The sequence below is a fragment of the Roseibium algae genome, assembly GCF_037783265.1.
Classification (GTDB): Bacteria; Pseudomonadota; Alphaproteobacteria; order Rhizobiales; family Stappiaceae; genus Roseibium; species Roseibium algae.
The window spans coordinates 12,290-27,651 of the sequence record NZ_JBAKIA010000014.1 but is presented as its reverse complement, the minus strand read 5'-3'; the positions used below and the strand labels follow the sequence as shown (position 1 = coordinate 27,651).

Genomic DNA, 15,362 nt, shown 5'->3' with positions numbered 1-15,362 from the left:
CAAATGGTTGGGGGAATTAAACCATTGACGAGCACAGGGGCATTAAGAGGAACAGAATCCGGGGCAGCAAGGCGCTTGAATGGCGAAGCTCTGCTGGATGGTCGTGGATTGACCAAGCGATTTGGCGATATTCTTGCCAACAACAAGGTCGATCTCAAGATTAACAAGGGCGAAATTCACGCGCTCCTAGGAGAAAACGGCGCAGGAAAATCGACTCTGGTCAAGATGTTCTATGGTGCCCTGGAACCAGATGAGGGCGAGATCCTCTGGGAGGAACAGTCTGTCCGCATTGATAATCCGGCAGCTGCACGCACACTCGGGATCGGAATGGTCTTCCAGCATTTTTCGCTGTTTGAAGCCTTGACCGTTGTGGAGAATATAGCTTTGGCCTTGCCCAACCCGGGCAACATGAAGGATCTGGCAGCACGTATTGAGGCCGTGTCCACTGATTATGGCCTGCCGTTGGCGCCGCAAGATATCGTTGCTGATCTTCCTGTTGGCATTCGTCAGAGGATCGAGATTGTCCGCTGCCTGCTGCAGGAGCCTCGGCTGATCATCATGGATGAGCCGACCTCTGTTCTGACTCCTCAGGAAGCAGATCGTCTGTTTCTGACTTTGCAGCGGCTGGCCAGCGAGGGCTGTGCGGTCTTGTATATTTCTCATCGCCTGGAAGAAGTGAAGCGGATCTGTCACCACGCGACCATTTTGCGACACGGTAAGGTTGTCGGTGAATGTGATCCTTCTAAGGAGACAGCAAAGTCTCTTGCCAACATGATGGTCGGAACGACGGTCATTGGTGTTTCACATGGTGCGTCAATGCCAGAGACTGGCTCGGTTCGCCTGGAACTGAGCGGACTGACAGCCCCAGCACAAACGCCCTTCGCTACAGCGCTGAGCTCCATTGATCTCGACGTCCATGCCGGTGAAGTTGTCGCCATTGCTGGTGTTGCGGGAAATGGCCAGGGAGAATTGTTTGACGCCCTTTCCGGTGAAATGATTGTTGCCGCTGACATGATCCGAATTGATGATCAGGCATGCGGGCACAAAGGTGTAACTTGGCGGCGGAAGAATAATGCTGCCTTTGTCCCGGAAGAACGGCTTGGCCATGGTGCTGTTCCTGGCTTGAAACTGACAAGCAACATTGTATTGACCCGTCACGGGACCGCGGACGATCTGGTTTCAGCAGGTTTTATACGGCGTTATAAGTCCAGAGATCTGGAGCAAACTATCAAGGGAAATTATGACGTTCGCATGTCCCATGATGATCCTGAAGCACGCTCGCTGTCTGGTGGAAACTTGCAAAAATTCGTTGTTGGGCGGGAACTGGATCGTAAACCGGGAGTTCTGATCGTAAACCAACCGACCTGGGGCGTCGATGCAGGTGCCGCGGCCTTGATCAGACAAGCCCTGATTGATCTGGCACGATCCGGGTCTGCGGTTTTGGTAATCAGCCAGGATCTGGACGAGATTTTCGAAATTGCTGACAGGATTGCAGTTATCTCCCGGGGCTATCTGTCAAAACCCAAGGATGCTCTCCAAATGACCCGGCAGACGGTCGGACTGTTGATGGCCGGTGAAGCAGAAGACGGGCACGCGCCTGCCAGGGAGACTGTGTGATGCGGATAGAGCTTGTTAAACGCAAGGAACACAGCCAATTGATGACGATCCTGTCGCCACTGATTGCAGTTTTCCTGACGCTGATTGCCGCAGCGATCCTGTTCGCCATCTCGGGCAAGGATCCTATGCTCGGATTGTTCAAGTTTTTTATAGAGCCGCTGCTGGATACTTGGTCCTTGCAGGAAATTGTCGTCAAGGCGACGCCTCTGGTCCTTATCGCCTGTGGCCTGTCTGTCTGCTATCTCTCCAACAACTGGAACATTGGTGCTGAGGGCCAATTTATCGTTGGGGCATTATTTGGCAGCTTTCTGCCGATCCTCTATCCTGACTTTCAAAACGCTTTCACCTTGCCTCTCATGCTACTGTTTGGGGTCTTGGGTGGTGCTTTATGGGGTCTGATCCCGGCGGTTTTGAAAAGCCGATTTAACACCAATGAAATCCTGACCAGCCTGATGCTGGTCTATGTCGCAGGCCTCTTGCTGGATTATCTGGTCCGTGGACCATGGCGCGATCCAGACGGCTATAATTTCCCGGAATCCCGTCTTTTCTCTGATGTGGCGACGCTTCCACTCATTGGTGATGGCAGGATGAGTGCTTCTGCGCCGATCACTGTGTTGATCGTCATCATTCTGGCCATCGTCTTGTCGAAGACCCTGAAGGGATTCGAAATTCAAGTGATGGGCGAAAGCCCGAGGGCCGGCGGCTTTGCTGGCTTTTCCAAAAAACGCCTGACACTTTTTGTTTTTGCAGTTTCAGGCGGTCTTGCCGGGCTGGCTGGCACGATGGAAGTTTCCGGTTCACTCGGGCAACTCTTGCCTTCCATATCGCCCGGCTATGGGTTCACGGCTATCATTGTTGCCTTCCTGGGCCGGTTGAACCCGATTGCGATCCTGATCGCAGGACTGGTCCTCGCGTTGTCTTACATTGGTGGAGAAAGTGTTCAGGCTTCCATGGGCGTGTCTGACAAGATTGCCTCGGTCATCCAGGGGCTCTTGCTGTTCTTCGTGTTGGCTTGCGACACTTTTATTTTGTACCGACCTCGTATTCAGTTTGGCCGTCGCACTGCAGGTAGGGAGGCTTGATCATGTTTGAAGCTGTTCTTTTGACTGTTATCACCGCAGCAACTCCTCTGTTGATTGCGGCCATTGGCGAGCTTGTTGTCGAGCGCTCCGGGGTGCTAAATCTTGGCCTCGAAGGCATGATGATCATGGGAGCCGTGGTCGGCTTTGCCGTTGCCAACCAGACAGGATCAGGCACGCTTGGCATATTGGCGGCGATCATCGCTGGCATGGGCATGTCATTCATCTTCGGTTTTTTGGTGCTCAATCTGGTGACAAACCAGGTGGCCACGGGGCTGGCCCTGACGATTTTGGGGCTCGGCATCTCCGGCATGATTGGTGAAGCCTATATTGGGGTTCCCGGTCTTCGCTTGCCAGAATTGAATATTCCGGTCTTTTCGGAATTGCCGTTTATTGGCCCTGTGTTTTTCCAGCAAGATGCGATTGTCTATCTTGGCTTCGTCTTGGTCGCTCTTGTGTCCTATGTGTTGTTTCGCACCAAGACCGGCCTGATCCTGCGCGCTGTTGGAGACAATCATGTGTCTGCGCATTCACTTGGCTATTCTGTGATCAAGGTCCGATTTCTGGCCGTTTTGTTTGGCGGTGGCTGTGCGGGTCTTGCCGGGGCTTACATGTCTCTGGCTTACACCCCGCAATGGGTTGAAAACATGACGTCAGGACGTGGCTGGATAGCCCTTGCGCTTGTCGTTTTTGCCTCCTGGTTGCCCTACCGGGTAGTTGCTGGAGCCTATCTTTTCGGGGCGGTTACAGTCCTGACTTTTCACGCGCAAGCCCAAGGGATTGCTATTCCTTCGCAATTCCTGTCGAGCTTGCCTTATATTGCAACAATTGTGGTTCTGGTGCTGATATCCGCCAACCGCAGATTAACTCTTGTGAATACGCCGGCCTGCCTTGGCAAGTCGTTCGTTCCGGACAGATAGGCTTTAAGCCAGACGTCCACCCAAAAGGGATCGCCGCGATACGATCCCGAATTTGTCCGCCTGCATCGCATGTACCTTATGATCCTGAGGGGATTGGATTATGAAGACTTTCTTGAAAGCAACCGTTGCTGCAGTTGCCTTTGCCGCCGCCTCATCTGCTGCATCTGCCGCAGATCTCAAGGCCTGTTTCGTTTACATAGGACCGGTCGGTGATTTCGGCTGGACATACCAGCACGAAGAAGGCCGCAAGGCTGTTGTCGAGCATTTTGGTGACAAGGTAGAAACCGCCTTTCTGGAAAGCGTTCCAGAAGGCCCGGATTCAGAGCGCGCCATCGAACGTTTTGCCCGCGACGGCTGTGACATGGTATTCACAACGTCCTTCGGCTACATGAACCCAACGCTCAAGGTCGCCAAGAAATACCCGAATGTGAAGTTCGAACACGCGACCGGTTACAAGACCGCAGACAATGTGGCGACCTATAACTCCAAGTTCCATGAAGGCCGTTATATCATCGGTCAGATCGCCGCGAAAATGTCCAAGACCGGGACAGCAGGCTATATTGCATCCTTCCCGATCCCAGAAGTTGTTTCCGGCATCAACGCCTTCTTGCTGGGTGCTCAATCAGTCAACCCAGACTTCAAGGTCAAGGTCGTTTGGGTCAACACATGGTTTGATCCAGGCAAGGAAGCCGATGCAGCCAAGGCCTTGATCGATCAGGGTGCGGACATCATCACTCAACATACTGACTCCACAGCCCCGCTTCAGGTCGCTCAGGATCGCGGTATTCATGGTTTTGGTCAGGCATCTGATCAAATCGCCTTCGCCAAGGACGCTCAGTACACGGCAATCATTGATGATTGGGCGCCATATTACATTGAGCGCGTTCAGGCGGCTCTTGATGGCACATGGAAGAGCGAACAGACTTGGCACGGCCTCAAGGAAGGTCACGTCGTGATGGCGCCTTACACCAACTTGCCGGACGATGTTGTCGCAATGGCCAAAGCCACTGAAGCCAAGATTGTTGATGGTTGGGAGCCTTTCACAGGCCCGATCACCAAACAGGATGGTTCGGAAGCAGCAGCGGATGGTGTACGTCTTGATGATGGCGCCATTCTGGGCATGAACTGGTACGTCAAAGGCGTTGACGATCAGCTGCCACAGTAAGGCAACGTAGGGCTGACGGATATATTTGGCAGCCGACGGGCTCAAAAGCCATTTTATAATAAAAGCATCCGGGGCAGATGTCCCGGATGCACGGTTTAACAAAGACATTATGGACTGGCTGATATGACCCTTGCCTTTGCAATGGAATGGTTCAACTTATTGTTTCGTTGGGCTCATCTGATCGTTGGGATCGGATGGATCGGGACGTCCTTCTATTTTATTGCCCTTGATCTTTCGCTTCGTAAACGCCCCGGAATGAAGGAGGGCGTTTCTGGAACTGCCATGGAAGTTCACGGCGGTGGCTTCTATCATGTCGAGAAATACTTGGTTGCGCCAAAAGAAGTCCCGGAAGATCTAATCTGGTACAAATGGGAAGCCTATCTAACCTGGGTCACCGGCTTTGCCCTGCTTGTCGTGCAGTATTATTTCAACGCAAAAGCCTATCTGATCGATCCCAGTGTTCTGGTGCTAACACCGGGAGAGGCGGTCTTGATCTCTGTGTTTTCTCTGGTGGGTGGCTGGTTCATCTACGACCGGCTGTGCAAGTCGCCCATTGGTAAGAACGTGCCATTGCTCGCCGTTTGCCTGTTTGCCTTGATCCTCGGCGCAGCTTATATGTTCACCCATGTCTTTTCCGGCCGAGGCGCATTGATTCATGTCGGTGCCTTTGTCGGTACGATAATGGCGGTCAACGTGTTTGGCATAATTGTGCCAAACCAGAAGAAAATCACCGCTAGCCTGCTAGCCGGCCAAGCACCGGATCCCCGGCTTGGGGCTATCGGCAAACAGCGCTCGGTTCACAACAATTACCTGACCATCCCTGTTCTGTTGATGATGGTGTCCAATCATTATCCGATGCTCACAGGCCATCCCCATTCCTGGATCCTGGTGGCGCTCATTCTTGTGATCGGAGGCATGGTGCGTCATTTTCTCAACCGACATGAGGCAGGCGACGCCTTTGCTAAATTCTGGTGGGCTCTGCCAACTGCTGCTATCGGACTTGTGGCTGCCATGATCATGACCGCGCCTCAAGACTACAGTGGCGGGAAGAAGGTGAGCGATGCCACTGTGCTGACCATCGCACGGACACATTGCGCCGTTTGCCATGCAGAGGTTCCGACCCACGAAGGCTTTGAAGAAGCACCGAAAGGCATTCATCTGGATACCATCGCAGATCTTCGTCGCTATGCTGATCAGATCATGGCCCAAGCGGTGCAGTCAGACGCCATGCCCCTTGGCAATGAAACAGAAATGACAGATGAAGAGCGAACAACCCTCGGAACCTGGATTACCCAGCAAAAATGAGCAACCAAACCCTGACATCGATCGCAACCCTTAATACCTTCAGCCAGGCGCAATTCGTCGAGGCTTTCGGTGACGTTGCTGAGCACACACCCTGGGTCGCCCAAGAGGCTTTCAAGGCGGCGCCGTTTCAGGATCGTTGCGCCGTCATCAAGGCATTTGAAACTGCCATGCGGGCAGCGCCAAGAGATTGCCAGCTGGCTTTGATCCGGGCCCATCCTGACCTTGCGGGCAAGGCAGCTCTGGCCGGAGAGATTGCCGATGATTCCAAAAGAGAACAGGCCGGAGTTGGTCTAGACACATTGACCCCCGCCGAATTCAGCGTTTTCAACGATTTGAACACCCGCTATCTCGAGCGTTTCGGCTTTCCATTTATATTTGCTGTCAAAGGCGCGGACAAACACATGATCCTGAATGGCTTTGATCAGCGGATCAGCAATACACCAGAAGTCGAATTTGAAACAGCTCTGACCCAGATCACCCGGATTATCCGTTTCCGGTTGGAAGACCGTATTTGTTGATTTTTCTGCAGATGGTCACGTGCAATCTAAAATGACGGACCAGGGTGGCTCAATACCGGATAAGTATCGTGGATGAATTGGTTTCATCCCGCAAGGTTCCGAAACTCGGTCCCGAGATAGAAGCTGTATTTTCAAGCTACCCAGAGCCAATCCAGGAACCGATACTTCGCGTTCGTTCACTTGTTTTTCAGGTGGCAGAGGGTCGGAATGAAATCGGGCTGATCACTGAAACGCTGAAATGGGGGCAGGTGTCCTATTTGACTGAGGTGACCAAAAGCGGCACCACCTTGCGTTTGGCACCAGTGAAGAAACGCCTCAATCATTTTGGCCTCTATGTTCATTGTCAAACCCAGCTGATCGAGCGATCTCGCGATATATTCTCCGTTGAAGCGGCACAAGGTGTCTTTGAGTTCGAGAAAAACCGCGGCCTCATCCTGGAGTGCGGAAAACCTCTGCCTGTCACGGCTTTGTCCCTGTTCATAAACCACGCCCTGACCTATCATCTTTAAAAGTAATGCCGAATTATTAGGGATGAATATTTTGGAGCTTGATTGGGTCCTAAGCGAAAGCAAAGTGGTGATCAAAGATCGCTGGATCCACTTGCGGGCAGATACATGTTCCATGCCCGATGGGACGGTGGTCGAGCCCTACTATGTACTCGAATATCCTGACTGGGTATCTGTCTTGGCCATCGACACCGAGGGTCGTGCGATCCTTGTCAAAGAGTATCGACACGGGGCTGCTTTGAAAGGCTTGGGATTAGTTGGTGGCGTCATTGATCCCAAGGACGCATCCCCTGAAGACGCTGCCCGACGGGAGCTTGAAGAAGAAACAGGCTATATGTCAGTTGACTTTATTTGCCTAGGTTCCGGATACGCCAATTGGGCGAACCAGAACAATCGTATTCATTATTACCTTGCTCAAAACAGTAAGCTTGGCGGCAAAGCAGCGTTTGATCCAACTGAACATTGCGAGTTAATACTGGCAGATATGTCGCAGCTCTTCGAGCCAGGATATTTGAAGCAATCTTTCCATCTTGCAAATGTTTTTCTTGCCCAAAAGCATTTGGACGGCGCCAAGTGAAAGACTTTTAAGGCTCAAGTCAATAAATGAAAAGGCCGACCATACGGAAAGCATGGTCGACCTTTTGTTCAGCTTGGCTTTGGGCAGGGTGGCTAAAGCAGAATTAGTGCCCGCCGCCTCCAGCAAGGCCAATACCCGATATCAACGCACCCCAAACCTTCAGGCGCAGGCCAATTTCCTTGACGATCCCGGTCGTGGCAATGATGTGCCCGAAAACGCCCTCCATGTTGTTTGTGTAAGTCTGAACGATACAGCCACTGCCGTCCAACATGATTTTTTCATGCTCGGGATACACAAGCTCAAAATAAACCAGAATTGATCCGCGCCCAGCCATGTTGTTGAGCTCCTTCAGTTGCCCTCCAGGGACAATCTGGCCTGCGGCAATGGCCCGTTGAACGCCAAGAACACGCGCAGGCAAGATTGCATTGCGGAATCCCAGATTGATGTTGCTGTCACAAGCGATTTCAGCAGGCATTCCCTCATAGATGGCAGCACGGGCAACTTGCGAGAAACCTGCAGTTATTCGAACCGGGGTATCCTTTGGCCGGTCCGGAACAATGATCATGGCCGGGCTCAAGATCAGTTTTGAGGCCGGGCTGCCCACACTCATGGCCATTTGAGTGACGAAACCGTCAGCAAAGGAGCGAACTTCGGTTTGGTTTAAAGCAACCTGGGCACTTTCCACATTGGCTTCTGCTACCTTTTTCTGTGCTGGAAGCGTTTCGGAGATATCCACTTCCGCCAGATCCTGCTGAGCGAGTGCCGCAGACAGTCCGGCCTCGGCAGCCAAAACTGCAGTCTCTGCCTCACGCACGGCATCCAATGAGCCCACTTTTTTGTCGTAAAGCGTCTGCGCATTGGCCAGGTCAACTCTTAGGTTGTCCAGCGTCGCCTGTTCTTCGGCGACATTCGCCTGTGCGACCCTCAAGGAATCATTCGCCTTGGCCTCGGCTGCAGTCAGTTGTGCAAGCTCAGCCTTTGCCACTTTTAAGTTGGCCTTTTGGGTGCTGTCCTCAATACGAAACAACAAATCACCGGGGGCGACTTGTTGACCATTTTTCACAGCCAGCTCTGTCACTGGGCCGTTGGCCTGCGACACCACCGAAATCGTCCGGAATGGAACAATTCCTGAATAAGATTTCGGGTGAAAATAGAAAATCGCCGTGAACAATAGGAAGGCGAGGACGCCCCATATGAACACAGCTGTTCGCATGTTCCAAACGGTCATGGCTTCGCCGCGACGCTTGAGCTGGTAGTAGCGAATGACAGCAGGAAAAGAGGTGAAGAGGAGCTCAAACATTTTTGGTCTCCCCATTTATGGTCATTGCGTCATCGTTCTGACTGACTGCGTCACTCATATGGCCGTGAGAACCTTCGGGCGCGCGCGCGTCGACTGGCACGTCATGTTCGGGCGCCGTTTTGCTCTCTTTATTTAAATTGAAATGCGTCCAGTCGAGCATCACTGCAAGCAGGATGGCTGTGATGGGTAAGAGAATACTAAAATGGGCCAAGGGGAAGATTTCATACAGTAAGGCGATGGTCAGCAGCGTTGGAATCGTCTTGGCGAGCGGTGTTTGCGAGGAATGATGTTCTGCCCAACGGTCAAAGGCTGCATAGAGGGTTATCACTCCGTAGACCACCAACAGGAGGATTATCAATGCGACCCAAGCACCCCTGTCTGACTCTCCAGGCGCGACGAACCAATACGGATCAGCGTGCCCATGACTGTCTTCGATGGCCATCAATTAACCTTTCAATAGCAATATAAAATATCAGCGATTTTGTTTGAGCCACTGAGTGTGACCCAATTCTTAATAAGCACATATCATTCTGGAAAATACTTACAAAGCCCAATTCCAAAACTATTTCCCCACGCTTCCTCCCTTTAGGGCATCTTTATCATAAAGCCCAATAAATCATCATCCTTGCGTTGAAATTACTGAATTTGCGCTATTTAAGGGTGTGTGGGCGGGCGAAATCTGTCCCGAAGGCGATTTTGTAGCTTATCGCGATCTTTCAGCCCAAAGCTCAAGATCGCGACATCGCTCAAACAACGTTGCTTTGCGGCGGCCAAAACCTGGAAAATTCTCCAGATTCTGGCCGAAATGCCAACGCCGTGCCCACAAAATGGAAAGTGTTCTTCCGATTTTGGTTCAGATCCATGGCTTTGGGGCGGGCTCTCGATCAGAATCCCCTGAGTTAGGCTCGCCTGTTGGCTTGCTCAAAAGAACCTTGACATCGGCTTCAAGCCCTGATGGCCACCAGTTGCAGTATGTTGTTGCCAAGGACAATACCGCCTCCGATGTGTGGGCCGACAGTGCCTATCGCTCCGTGAGAAATGAAAAATGGCTTGCTGACAACATGCTGGTGAGCCAAATTCACCTGCGTAAGCTGGCGAGCAAACCCATGCCGCAGGCAACCGCCCGCACCAATGCAAAAATGTCTTCCATCCGCGCCCGTGTCGAGCATGTCTTTGCACACCAGAAGAACCGCTATGGCCTGTTTGTCCGCACCATTGGTCTGGCTAGCGCTGAAGCGAAACTGACGCTGGCCAATCTCGCCTACAATTTCGACCGCCTGATTTTCCACGAACGAAACAACGCCATGGAATGAATCCGACTGAACGGCGGCAAAACGACCCAAACCCGGCATGGACCAGCCTGGACCGGGCCAAAACGGCTGCTCTCATCCGTCAAATCCGAGAGACTGAAACAAAACAGTAGGTTTTTGCGGGTCTCCAGCTCATAGTGATTGAGGAAACTGGTTATTTTTTGCCTTTCCTCCTGATTCGTTGTCTCCTGAGGAGCGATCAGATGAGTCAAGGTGCCAGTGCGCCGCCGGTAAGAAAAGGCCTTGTTCAGCTGTTGGTAGTGCGGTGCTGATTCAACCTTTTCGATCAGGTCCAGCGTCGCGCGTTGCCGCGCTGAGGCACGGGCTGTTTTGACGCCCCATGTTGCCACGCCGATGGACAGCAGAACCAGACACAGGCTTGCCAGGTAGGGCCAGTTAAAAGAATAGGCGACGCAAACGATAACCGTCTGCGTCGCCTCTTTAATGATTTCTTCGGAACATTTCACGAATTTTTGCTCGTGGCGTTAAGACGTGAGTGCATCTTCACCCGTTTAGACCGACCCTCAAGGGATCCAGATCAAACAGCGGATGCGCTAGTCACGAACACCTTCTTTGGACATGTCAGCCTCCTTATAAAGGTCTATTCCATGAACAGGAACATAGTCTTTCAGAGTGGAAAAGTCAAGAATACCGCTGAATTCTGCAATGTGACCGACGTGACAATAGGTCATTACTTTCGCTTTGCAGCTTGCCAGGCAGCTTCCATCTCAGCAAGCGTCATAGCCTCCAAAGTGGTGCCCGATTGGTCTGCATGGTCCTCGATGGCTGCAAAGCGTTGGCGAAACTTGCCATTGGTTCTGCGCAAGGCGGCTTCCGGATCAATGTTCAGATGGCGAGCCAGATTGGCCAGAGAGAACAGAGTGTCGCCAAGCTCATCCTCGATCCGATCACGATCCGGCGCATCGCCAGTGAGCTCAGCCTCCAGCTCATTTGCCTCTTCCCGGATCTTCGCCAGGACTGGAACAGGATCGCCCCAATCAAAACCAACCTTTGAGGCCTTGCGTTGCAGCTTGTCGGCTTCCACCAGCGCCGGGAAGGCGGCTGGGACATCATCCAGATAGGCTTTTTTCTTGAGAGGTAGACCGAGCGCTTCGCGGCGTGCTTTCCTGTCTGCTTTTTCTTCAGCCTTGATTTTGTCCCACATGCCTTTGGCCATACCGGCAGAGCGGGCTTTGTCGTCTCCAAACACATGGGGATGGCGGCGGATCATTTTCTGGGTGATCGCTTCGACCACATCGGCAAAATCGAAGTGCCTGCCTTCCTCGGCCATGCGCGCGTGGTAGACGACCTGCAGCAGCAAATCACCGAGTTCTTCGCGCAGGTTCTCCATGTCGTCCAGCCGGATGGCCTCTGTAACCTCATAGGCCTCTTCCAGCGTATAGGGCGCTATGGTGGAGAAGTCTTGCTCCAGATCCCATGGACAGCCGGTGCCTGGTGTTCTCAGCGCTGCCATGATGTCAATCAGGCGTGAAATATCGCGACCGGGTTTCATGGGCTAGAATTCTCTTTCTGCGTCATTGCCGGACTTGATCCGGCAATGCATATTGTCTTATCCGGAAGAACATCCAATTCAAACTGCATGGATGCCATGGTCAAGCCATGGCATGGCGTCTTGAGGAACGATACCCGGTTTTCTACCCGCGCTGCGACGGGTGCCAGAAGGTCACTGCGCGCTCTGTCAGGGCAACGATCCCATAGAACAGCGAACCTGCAACCGCTGCCATCGCGATTTCTGCCCAGACCATATCCACATTCATTCGCCCGACTTCCGTTGATATGCGGAAACCCATACCGACGATTGGGGTGCCGAAGAATTCGGCCACAATGGCTCCAATCAACGCGAGGGTGGAGTTGATCTTCAAGGCATTGAAGATGAACGGCATCGCCATGGGCAGGCGCAGCTTGAACAGGGTCTGCCAATAATTGGCCGCATAGGTACGCATGAGATCGCGCTGCATGGAGTCAGATGCGGCCAGACCAGAGACCGTGTTCACCAGCATGGGGAAGAAAGTCATGATGATGACCACGGCGGCCTTGGACGGCCAGTCGAATCCGAACCACATCACCATGATGGGGGCGACACCGATGATGGGCAGAGCTGACACCAGATTGCCGACCGGAAGCAGGCCCCGGCGCAGGAACGGTACCCTGTCGACCAGAATGGCAATGACAAAGCCTGAGCCGCAGCCCATGACATAGCCGATCAGCACTGCCTTCATGAAGGTCTGCTGAAAGTCAGCCCAAAGGATCGGCAGTGAATTAGCAAAGCGCACTCCGATTTCAGAAGGAGCCGGCAGCAGAACTTTTGGAACGCCAAAGCCGGTGACGATGACTTGCCACAGGATCAGCAGCCAGACTCCGAACAGCAGAGGAATAGTCAGGTTGACGAGCCTTTGCGCTCGCGGGCCGATCATGGTCCATGATGCCAGACGCTCGACAAACAGCCAGCCAGACGCCCATGCCGAGATGACCAGCCACCAGTAGCCACCCGTTGCCTCACCTGCATGGTTTGCCCCAGTCGAAACAAGCGCATGGGCTGCAAAAAGCGAGCCGGTCAAAACAATCAGATCGCCTATCGTTCCCCGAATGAAGCCCAAGGCGAATGCCGCGCTTATCACACCAAGGATGACGGCCGCGATTGTGAGGCGCGGAATGTCAATAACAGGGAACTCTGCGCCAAATCCGTTGCTGATCAAGGCTGACAATGCGGTGATGCACATGACGCCTGACAGAATGAGAGCGTTGCCCCTCGGGCGTTTAAACGCGGCGCTCATCGGTCCATCCCCATACGTTTCAAGGTGATTTTTTCAACGAATCCGACAAACGCAACCAGAGACCCGGCCAAAAACGCTGCCATCAGCAAAGCGGACCAGATCTGGACGGTCTGGCCATAATAAGACCCCGCCAGCAAGCGTGCGCCAAGACCTGCGACCGCTCCAGTTGGCAATTCTCCAACGATAGCGCCGACCAAAGAGGCAGCAATGCCGATCTTCATCGAGGTGAAAAGATAAGGCACAGCATAGGGGAATCGCAGCTTCCAGAAGGCCTGTAGTTTAGTCGCACTGTAGGTATGCATCAGATCCAGATGGATGATTTCCGGCGAGCGCAGGCCCTTGACCATGCCGACAGTGACGGGAAAGAACGACAGATAGGTCGAGATCATCGCCTTTGGCAGCAACCCGGATATGCCGACCGCGTTCAGAACCACGATAATCATCGGGGCAATCGCAAGGATCGGGATCGTTTGCGAGGATATCACCCAGGGCATCAAAGACTTGTCCAGCACTCTGGAATGGACGATGCCGATGGCCAGCAAGATGCCAAGGCTGGTGCCGATCACAAAGCCAAGCAATGTGGTCGAAAGGGTGATCCATGTATGGAACACCAGAGACCGCTTTGAGGTGATCTTCTTCAAGAATGTCGTCTTGTAGATTTCTTCAATCACCTGATGCGGCGCTGGCAAAACCGGGCGTTCCTGCGCCAGCGTGTCGCTCACTAGTTGGGAAAATGGAACATCTGTCTGCTTGGCACGCTCATAAATGCCTTCCTGAAACGGTGTGTTCAACGCCACGGCAGAGACATACCAAAGCGCAAAGATCGCCAGAACGACGACTGTCACCGGACCTGCCGTGCCGGACATAAGTCCTGCGAACGGGTTGGTGTTGTGGGGGGAGGGAAGGGTGGTTGCGGTCATGCGGCGGTCCCTCCTTTCTGTGGGAGCCAGACATAAAGAATGTCGGCCAAACCTTCTTCATTGTCTCCGGCTGTTCTAAGCTCCTCGTGAAAACCTTCACGCTGATAGAACCGCTGTGCGTTTCTATTCGCCACAAAGGTCCAAAGTTTTAGTTCTTGCGGGTAAATTGCTTTGGCTACTCCCAATAAGCGAGAGCCAAGGCCAGCGTTCCGGAATTTTTGGGCTATATAGAAAGCGGTTATGTAACCGCTATCGCTGAGAGCAAGGAAACCTGCGGCCTCACGATCCTGATTTTCTGCGAAATAAACTGTTCGATTAGGAAAGACATCTTCCCCATAATGACGTTCTACATCCTTATGGGGATGCATACGTGGCATCCAGTCCGTTGCGTCTATCCAGTCATTGAGGATCTTGGCACATGCTGGCATATCGAAAAGCTTCGCCAAACGAACCGTCAGATGTTGCGCTTCAATCATCGTAACTATGCCCCGCCTTCAATCCTTCCCGGACCCGTTGTGCGATCTTCAGGAATTCAGGGCTTTCGCGCAGATCCAGTGTCCTCTCACGCGGCAGGTTGCTTTCTATGACGTCATAAATTCGACCGGGGCGTGGACACAGAACCACGATCTTGGTTGAAAGATAGACAGCTTCCGGGATCGAGTGAGTGACAAAAACAACGGTCTTGTTGGTCTTGGCCCAGAGCTGGTGCAACTGATCGTTGAGATGGTCGCGCACGATTTCATCCAGCGCGCCGAAAGGCTCATCCATCAAAAGCAGATCAGGTTCAACCGACAGGGCGCGCGCGATGCTGGCGCGCTGCTGCATGCCGCCGGACAGCTGCCATGGGAATTTTTTCTCAAAGCCAGCGAGGTTCACAAGCTCCATATTCTTGGCAATGCGCTGCTGCTGTTCAACCTTGGAAAGGCCCATGATTTCCAGTGGCAGCGCGATGTTGTTCTCAATAGTGCGCCATGGATAGAGCGCTGCAGCCTGAAATACGTAGCCATAGGCCCGTTTCAGGCGCGCTTCATGGGGCGTCAGACCGTTGACCGATATGGAGCCACCGGTGGGCTGTTCCAGATCGGCGATCACACGCAGAAGGGTGGTCTTGCCGCAACCACTTGGTCCGATGAAGGAAACAAAATCTCCTTCATCGACCTTCAGGTCTATGTCTGACAGAGCATGAACCGGACCATCGTTGGTCTCAAACGTCAGCGACAGCTTGTCTATATCGATGACGGATTGTTTGGCCGCCTTTTCCGGAGTGTTACGTGCCGGCTGTGTCATAATCTGTCCTGCTGCCCTCAAAAACGTCTTGGATTATTCGAGCCGTCTGTGCGGCTCTTGTCA

Annotated in this window: 18 protein-coding genes and 1 pseudogene; 9 read left to right on the top strand and 10 right to left on the bottom strand. The window is 53.0% G+C overall.

Annotation, left to right across the window (positions count from 1 at the left end; all coding sequences use genetic code 11):
* Window positions 1-3 precede the first annotated feature (3 nt).
* The 8 genes from V6575_RS17650 (at window position 4) to V6575_RS17615 (ending at window position 7,687) form a co-directional block, all read left to right on the top strand.
* Window positions 4-1,617 (top strand): ABC transporter ATP-binding protein, encoded by a 1,614-nt coding sequence (locus V6575_RS17650; RefSeq protein ID WP_340276208.1) that lies wholly within the window; start codon window positions 4-6, stop codon window positions 1,615-1,617.
* Window positions 1,617-2,699, top strand: a complete 1,083-nt coding sequence (locus V6575_RS17645) for an ABC transporter permease (protein ID WP_340276207.1) — start codon at window positions 1,617-1,619, stop codon at window positions 2,697-2,699. Before V6575_RS17650 ends, V6575_RS17645 begins: the two co-directional genes overlap by 1 nt.
* 2 nt (window positions 2,700-2,701) lie before the next feature.
* Complete coding sequence (locus tag V6575_RS17640; RefSeq protein WP_340276206.1) at window positions 2,702-3,616, top strand: ABC transporter permease; 915 nt, start codon at window positions 2,702-2,704, stop codon at window positions 3,614-3,616.
* Between the two features lie 100 nt (window positions 3,617-3,716).
* Window positions 3,717-4,781, top strand: coding sequence for a BMP family ABC transporter substrate-binding protein (locus V6575_RS17635; RefSeq protein ID WP_340276204.1), 1,065 nt, complete (start codon window positions 3,717-3,719; stop codon window positions 4,779-4,781).
* A gap of 123 nt (window positions 4,782-4,904) precedes the next feature.
* Complete coding sequence (locus tag V6575_RS17630; protein WP_340276203.1) at window positions 4,905-6,086, top strand: urate hydroxylase PuuD; 1,182 nt, start codon at window positions 4,905-4,907, stop codon at window positions 6,084-6,086.
* Complete coding sequence (uraD, locus tag V6575_RS17625) at window positions 6,083-6,604, top strand: 2-oxo-4-hydroxy-4-carboxy-5-ureidoimidazoline decarboxylase (RefSeq protein WP_340276201.1); 522 nt, start codon at window positions 6,083-6,085, stop codon at window positions 6,602-6,604. The genes V6575_RS17630 and uraD overlap by 4 nt, the downstream gene beginning before the upstream one ends.
* Before the next feature lie 68 nt (window positions 6,605-6,672).
* A complete protein-coding gene (locus V6575_RS17620) occupies window positions 6,673-7,113 on the top strand; it encodes a DUF1801 domain-containing protein (protein ID WP_340276200.1) in 441 nt (146 codons plus the stop codon).
* Between the two features lie 22 nt (window positions 7,114-7,135).
* Complete coding sequence (locus tag V6575_RS17615; protein ID WP_340276199.1) at window positions 7,136-7,687, top strand: NUDIX hydrolase; 552 nt, start codon at window positions 7,136-7,138, stop codon at window positions 7,685-7,687.
* Between the two features lie 103 nt (window positions 7,688-7,790).
* On the opposite strand, the gene V6575_RS17610 is transcribed toward V6575_RS17615, so the two are convergent.
* The 3 genes and pseudogenes from V6575_RS17610 to V6575_RS17600 all read right to left on the bottom strand — a co-directional run.
* On the bottom strand, window positions 7,791-8,987 hold the full coding sequence (locus V6575_RS17610) for an HlyD family secretion protein (protein ID WP_340276197.1): 1,197 nt from the start codon (window positions 8,985-8,987) through the stop codon (window positions 7,791-7,793).
* Window positions 8,980-9,429 carry a hypothetical protein gene (locus tag V6575_RS17605; protein WP_340276196.1) on the bottom strand — a complete coding sequence of 150 codons (450 nt, stop codon included), beginning with the start codon at window positions 9,427-9,429 and terminating at the stop codon, window positions 8,980-8,982. Before V6575_RS17605 ends, V6575_RS17610 begins: the two co-directional genes overlap by 8 nt.
* Window positions 9,430-9,840: 411 nt before the next feature.
* A pseudogene (locus V6575_RS17600) lies at window positions 9,841-9,933 on the bottom strand (cupin domain-containing protein); the annotation flags it as partial.
* Here V6575_RS17600 and V6575_RS17595 point away from each other — a divergent pair.
* Window positions 9,905-10,300 (top strand): transposase, encoded by a 396-nt coding sequence (locus tag V6575_RS17595; RefSeq protein ID WP_340276194.1) that lies wholly within the window; start codon window positions 9,905-9,907, stop codon window positions 10,298-10,300. The pseudogene V6575_RS17600 and the gene V6575_RS17595 sit on opposite strands and share 29 nt — an antisense overlap.
* Here the strand turns inward: V6575_RS17595 and V6575_RS17590 are convergent.
* The 7 genes from V6575_RS17590 to V6575_RS17560 all read right to left on the bottom strand — a co-directional run bounded on the left by V6575_RS17590 (window position 10,249) and on the right by V6575_RS17560 (window position 15,299).
* Window positions 10,249-10,764 (bottom strand): DUF4760 domain-containing protein, encoded by a 516-nt coding sequence (locus V6575_RS17590; RefSeq protein ID WP_340276193.1) that lies wholly within the window; start codon window positions 10,762-10,764, stop codon window positions 10,249-10,251. The genes V6575_RS17595 and V6575_RS17590 overlap by 52 nt on opposite strands.
* 87 nt (window positions 10,765-10,851) lie before the next feature.
* Window positions 10,852-10,989: a hypothetical protein gene (locus V6575_RS17585; RefSeq protein WP_340276192.1), complete on the bottom strand. Its 138-nt coding sequence runs from the start codon at window positions 10,987-10,989 to the stop codon at window positions 10,852-10,854.
* Window positions 10,989-11,810 carry a nucleoside triphosphate pyrophosphohydrolase gene (gene mazG / locus V6575_RS17580; RefSeq protein WP_340276191.1) on the bottom strand — a complete coding sequence of 274 codons (822 nt, stop codon included), beginning with the start codon at window positions 11,808-11,810 and terminating at the stop codon, window positions 10,989-10,991. Before mazG ends, V6575_RS17585 begins: the two co-directional genes overlap by 1 nt.
* 142 nt (window positions 11,811-11,952) lie before the next feature.
* The gene (locus V6575_RS17575) at window positions 11,953-13,092 is read right to left on the bottom strand and encodes an ABC transporter permease (protein WP_340276190.1); all 1,140 of its coding nucleotides are present in this window, start codon (window positions 13,090-13,092) and stop codon (window positions 11,953-11,955) included.
* On the bottom strand, window positions 13,089-13,958 hold the full coding sequence (locus tag V6575_RS17570; RefSeq protein ID WP_340276356.1) for an ABC transporter permease: 870 nt from the start codon (window positions 13,956-13,958) through the stop codon (window positions 13,089-13,091). Before V6575_RS17570 ends, V6575_RS17575 begins: the two co-directional genes overlap by 4 nt.
* A 50-nt stretch (window positions 13,959-14,008) precedes the next feature.
* A complete protein-coding gene (locus tag V6575_RS17565; RefSeq protein ID WP_340276189.1) occupies window positions 14,009-14,488 on the bottom strand; it encodes a GNAT family N-acetyltransferase in 480 nt (159 codons plus the stop codon).
* Window positions 14,481-15,299 carry an ABC transporter ATP-binding protein gene (locus V6575_RS17560; RefSeq protein ID WP_340276188.1) on the bottom strand — a complete coding sequence of 273 codons (819 nt, stop codon included), beginning with the start codon at window positions 15,297-15,299 and terminating at the stop codon, window positions 14,481-14,483. Before V6575_RS17560 ends, V6575_RS17565 begins: the two co-directional genes overlap by 8 nt.
* Window positions 15,300-15,362: the final 63 nt, after the last annotated feature.

What these genes read in the sequence shown, in the direction of transcription:
- V6575_RS17650 (WP_340276208.1), top strand. Translation starts at nt 4, where the DNA reads ATGGTTGGGGGAATTAAACCATTGACGAGCACAGGGGCATTAAGAGGA.
- V6575_RS17645 (WP_340276207.1), top strand. Translation starts at nt 1,617, where the DNA reads ATGCGGATAGAGCTTGTTAAACGCAAGGAACACAGCCAATTGATGACG.
- V6575_RS17640 (WP_340276206.1), top strand. Translation starts at nt 2,702, where the DNA reads ATGTTTGAAGCTGTTCTTTTGACTGTTATCACCGCAGCAACTCCTCTG.
- V6575_RS17635 (WP_340276204.1), top strand. Translation starts at nt 3,717, where the DNA reads ATGAAGACTTTCTTGAAAGCAACCGTTGCTGCAGTTGCCTTTGCCGCC.
- V6575_RS17630 (WP_340276203.1), top strand. Translation starts at nt 4,905, where the DNA reads ATGACCCTTGCCTTTGCAATGGAATGGTTCAACTTATTGTTTCGTTGG.
- uraD (WP_340276201.1), top strand. Translation starts at nt 6,083, where the DNA reads ATGAGCAACCAAACCCTGACATCGATCGCAACCCTTAATACCTTCAGC.
- V6575_RS17615 (WP_340276199.1), top strand. Translation starts at nt 7,136, where the DNA reads ATGAATATTTTGGAGCTTGATTGGGTCCTAAGCGAAAGCAAAGTGGTG.
- V6575_RS17610 (WP_340276197.1), bottom strand. Translation starts at nt 8,987, where the DNA reads ATGTTTGAGCTCCTCTTCACCTCTTTTCCTGCTGTCATTCGCTACTAC.
- V6575_RS17605 (WP_340276196.1), bottom strand. Translation starts at nt 9,429, where the DNA reads ATGGCCATCGAAGACAGTCATGGGCACGCTGATCCGTATTGGTTCGTC.
- V6575_RS17585 (WP_340276192.1), bottom strand. Translation starts at nt 10,989, where the DNA reads ATGACCTATTGTCACGTCGGTCACATTGCAGAATTCAGCGGTATTCTT.
- mazG (WP_340276191.1), bottom strand. Translation starts at nt 11,810, where the DNA reads ATGAAACCCGGTCGCGATATTTCACGCCTGATTGACATCATGGCAGCG.
- V6575_RS17575 (WP_340276190.1), bottom strand. Translation starts at nt 13,092, where the DNA reads ATGAGCGCCGCGTTTAAACGCCCGAGGGGCAACGCTCTCATTCTGTCA.
- V6575_RS17570 (WP_340276356.1), bottom strand. Translation starts at nt 13,958, where the DNA reads ATGTCCGGCACGGCAGGTCCGGTGACAGTCGTCGTTCTGGCGATCTTT.
- V6575_RS17565 (WP_340276189.1), bottom strand. Translation starts at nt 14,488, where the DNA reads ATGATTGAAGCGCAACATCTGACGGTTCGTTTGGCGAAGCTTTTCGAT.
- V6575_RS17560 (WP_340276188.1), bottom strand. Translation starts at nt 15,299, where the DNA reads ATGACACAGCCGGCACGTAACACTCCGGAAAAGGCGGCCAAACAATCC.